Source organism: Bifidobacterium sp. (assembly GCF_051876855.1).
In the GTDB taxonomy this organism is placed as follows: Bacteria; Actinomycetota; Actinomycetes; order Actinomycetales; family Bifidobacteriaceae; genus Bifidobacterium.
The window spans coordinates 1-3,497 of the sequence record NZ_JBJEIH010000004.1 but is presented as its reverse complement, the minus strand read 5'-3'; the positions used below and the strand labels follow the sequence as shown (position 1 = coordinate 3,497).

General features: G+C 61.7%; 1 protein-coding gene. It reads right to left on the bottom strand.

Annotated elements, in window-relative coordinates:
• Positions 1-1,586: 1,586 nt before the first annotated feature.
• On the bottom strand, positions 1,587-3,110 hold the full coding sequence (locus ACI38B_RS00090; protein WP_439729018.1) for a formate--tetrahydrofolate ligase: 1,524 nt from the start codon (positions 3,108-3,110) through the stop codon (positions 1,587-1,589).
• Between the last annotated feature and the right edge of the window lie 387 nt (positions 3,111-3,497).

Below are 3,497 nucleotides of genomic sequence, written 5' to 3'. Positions count from 1 at the left end.
CCAATCCCGCCAGTCCGCCCGCCATCGTGTGAGCAAATCCTCACACAACGGCGCTTCCAGCCCGCCAACCAACCAGATCCAACCACCCGAGCCGTCATCGTGCGAGCGAATCCTCACACAGTCACTCCCCCAGTCCAGTCAACCCGCCAGCCACACCAACCCACCCGCCAGTATGTGAGCGAATCCTCACACAGTCATGGCAAAACCGCACCGAACCGGCAAATCCCGCCTGCCAAACCGGCACTGTGCGAACGAATCCTCACAAATCGACACCCGGAACAATCATCGGAAAATCGGCGCATGTCCCCACATACGCAACACGACACACCACCCATCCGATCACCGCCGACCTGGCCAAACCATCACCACACGCATGCCACGGCATACACAACACAACAGAACCAACCACCCACAAACCCAACAACACGCCCACCCATCGGGCCGCGCATGCCCCGGCATACGAATCACGACACATCAAACGGCAAACCCTGACCAAGCACCACCAACCACCACGACACGCACGCCACGGCATACGCAACGCAACACATCACCCATCCAACCACCGCCGACCTGGCCAAACCGTCATCACGCGCATGCCCCGACATACACAACACAACAGAACCAACCACTCACAGCCCCAACAACACGCCCACCCATCGTGCCGCGCATGTCCCCACATACGCAAGTCAACAGAACCCACGCACACTGCATCCACCAGAACGGTCAACCTCACGACGCGCATGCCCCGACATACGAATCACGACACATCGGACGAAAACCCTGACCAAGCGTCACCAACCACCACGACCCGCATGCCACAGCATACGCAACACGGCACATCACCCACCCAACCCCTACCGACCCGCGATATGTGAGCAAATCCTCACACGGGCACGGCAAAGCCACGCCGGACCGGCAAATCCCGCCCGCCAAACCGCCATCGTACGAGCCAATCCTCACACAACGACCGCCGCGCACCTCCAAATCAGCCAATCCCGCCAGTCCGCCGCCGGCCTGGGCAATCACTACAGCACATAAGAAACCCCGCGCACCAATCGGTACGCGGGGTATTCGTCACTCGCCGGGGTGCCGGCAGACTGGTTCCGGGGGTCTGATTCCAGTCCCGGGTCAAGCGGTGACGCGAACAGGGATCAGACACAGAACATGGACTTGATGGCGTAACAGCGATGCCGTGAGTCAAGCGTCCAACCCGCAAACCGGTTCGTGGATAGCAAGTTCGGTCACACAGCCGACCCGCGAACAGCCAACCCACAGACCAGCTCGCGGGTAACGAACTCGATCCAGCGAATCCAGCCAAGCGACCAGTTCACAAACAAATCGCCTGCAAACAGACCATCCATAAACATCCAACCCGCAGGTAGCCAACCCACAGACCGGCTCACGGACAACGAACTCAATACAGCGGATCCAACCCCGCGAACAGTCCACAGACAGCCGACCTACGAACAGCTCGTCTGCAACGTCCACAGATGGCCCGCCATCAGACGGCCCACCAGCAGACGGCCCGCCAGCAGACGGACCGTCTACAAACAGCCGCCCCGCAAGCAGCCAGCCTGGCCTGAGCGTCAGACGATCTTCGGCATCGGCGTGGTCAGCGAGGTGGTCAGATTGACCTGCACCAGACCGGCGCCGGCATGCACCTCGACCTTCTTCAGGGTCACAGTACGCTCATCGGCAGGTGCCGAATCGTTGTCGGTCATGGTGGCCGGAGACTTCACAGCAACCAGCGCAAGATCATTCAGGCTGAATCCGGCATCAGCGCACAGCTGCTCGGCCGCCGCCAGCGACTCGTCGAAACCGTCGCGCTTGACGACACGCTCGGCGGGCACACCGTACGCATTGCCGGCAACCCAACGAATGTCATCGATCAGCGGCATACCCTTGTGGCTGTCCGGGCTGGCCGGAGCCTTGCCGTCGCCAACACCCAGCACATCAACGAATGCATCGAGCTGCGGGACCAGCGCCTCACCGCCATCACGGAACAGGTTGCCGATGATCGGATCGCGGAACTTCAGGTCCTTCGCGGTCGCACGCAGCGAATCAATCTGATCATCCTCACCGCTCCACAGGTTGATCAGCGGGAAGGTCGGGATGTTCAAGCCTTCGAGACGCTGCACGTGGAACGGGTAACGCCACTGCAAAGCCGGGTCGTCGCGCCAGGTGGTGGCACGAGTGACCACGACCGCGGCGGACGGCCATTGCGCGCCATACTCACGGCAGGCGATATCCAGCCACTTCTGAGCGCCCGCGTCGGCACCATAGCCGGCTTCGACGATGACGACGTCATGCAGCGCGCAGGCGAGTTCGACGGACACGAGCGTCGGGATGCCGATGGACACGTTCGCGAACGGGCCTCCGTGCACATACACCGGCGAGCCGTTGACGGTCTCGGTGAGTGCCGGCTTGACGGCATCGCCCAGAATGCCAGTGATACGCCACAGATCGGTGAATTCGCCGAACTTGACCGGCTTGCCGTCCTTCGTGCCGGCGATCATCGCGGCGACACGCTCGGCGATTTCGTCCATGGAACGGGAAAGCACGACAATCTGCATGAGTTCGCAGGTCGGGGTGAGTACCACGCGTTCGGCGACGTTGTTCTTGCCGGCGTCGACGACGATCTTGCGCAGCGAACGGGACGGGACTTCGGAGACGCGCGGCACGAGCACAGTGTCGAGCTTGCCTTCGTCCACGGCCTTCTCTGCGAAGGAGACGAGCAGGTTCTGAGCCGCCTCGATCGCGGCCATTTCGCCGCACAGACCCCAATCGATGAGCTCCGGGTGGGTCAGGGATGCCTTGCCGCCGCCGGACGCACCGCCCTTGGAACCTGCTGCGGTGATGCCCATGCTCGGCTGGCGCAGCACGGCGGTTGCGTCGATGCCGCGTGCACGCAGCGCATCAATCAGTGCGATGGTGGTAGTGGTCTTGCCTTCGCCGCGGGATGCCTTCAGCGGCGTGTCAGCGGTGACGAGCACGATTTTGCCGTGCTTGCGCGGCGCTTCGGGATGCGTCTTGAGATAGTCGAGGTAGCCGTACGCATCGATCTTGCGGACCAAGCCGTACTGGCGTGTGTAATCCTCGATACCGGTCATGGGGTCTCCTTACCTGTCGGTGATACTGCACCGTCGGCGGCCGCCGACGGCAAGTCTGGTCGGGCAAGTCCACACTGTAGACGCACTGCTACAGCCACAAGCAAGAAACCATGCGCAAGCCCGCGTTGCGCACGTCTTCACTATAATCGATGGCCCTGTCAGCAACGCCGGGTTGTCCGTAAAACAGACACCGCTTATGGCGAACAGGCAGATACGGGAAAACCCGCGTGTCGGGGCGTGGTCATATCTACACCACAGACACGCGGGCTGGCTGAAACAGCCGGGAAACCACGGCATTCCCGTGGCATGACCACGGCAGCAGCAACCGTAGGTCAGTTGTCCGAGCGGTTGAACCCGTTCTTCATCTTCATGCTGGTGATGTACAGC

Excerpts from the sequence above, each read along its gene's own strand:
- ACI38B_RS00090 (WP_439729018.1), bottom strand. The coding sequence starts at position 3,110 with ATGACCGGTATCGAGGATTACACACGCCAGTACGGCTTGGTCCGCAAG.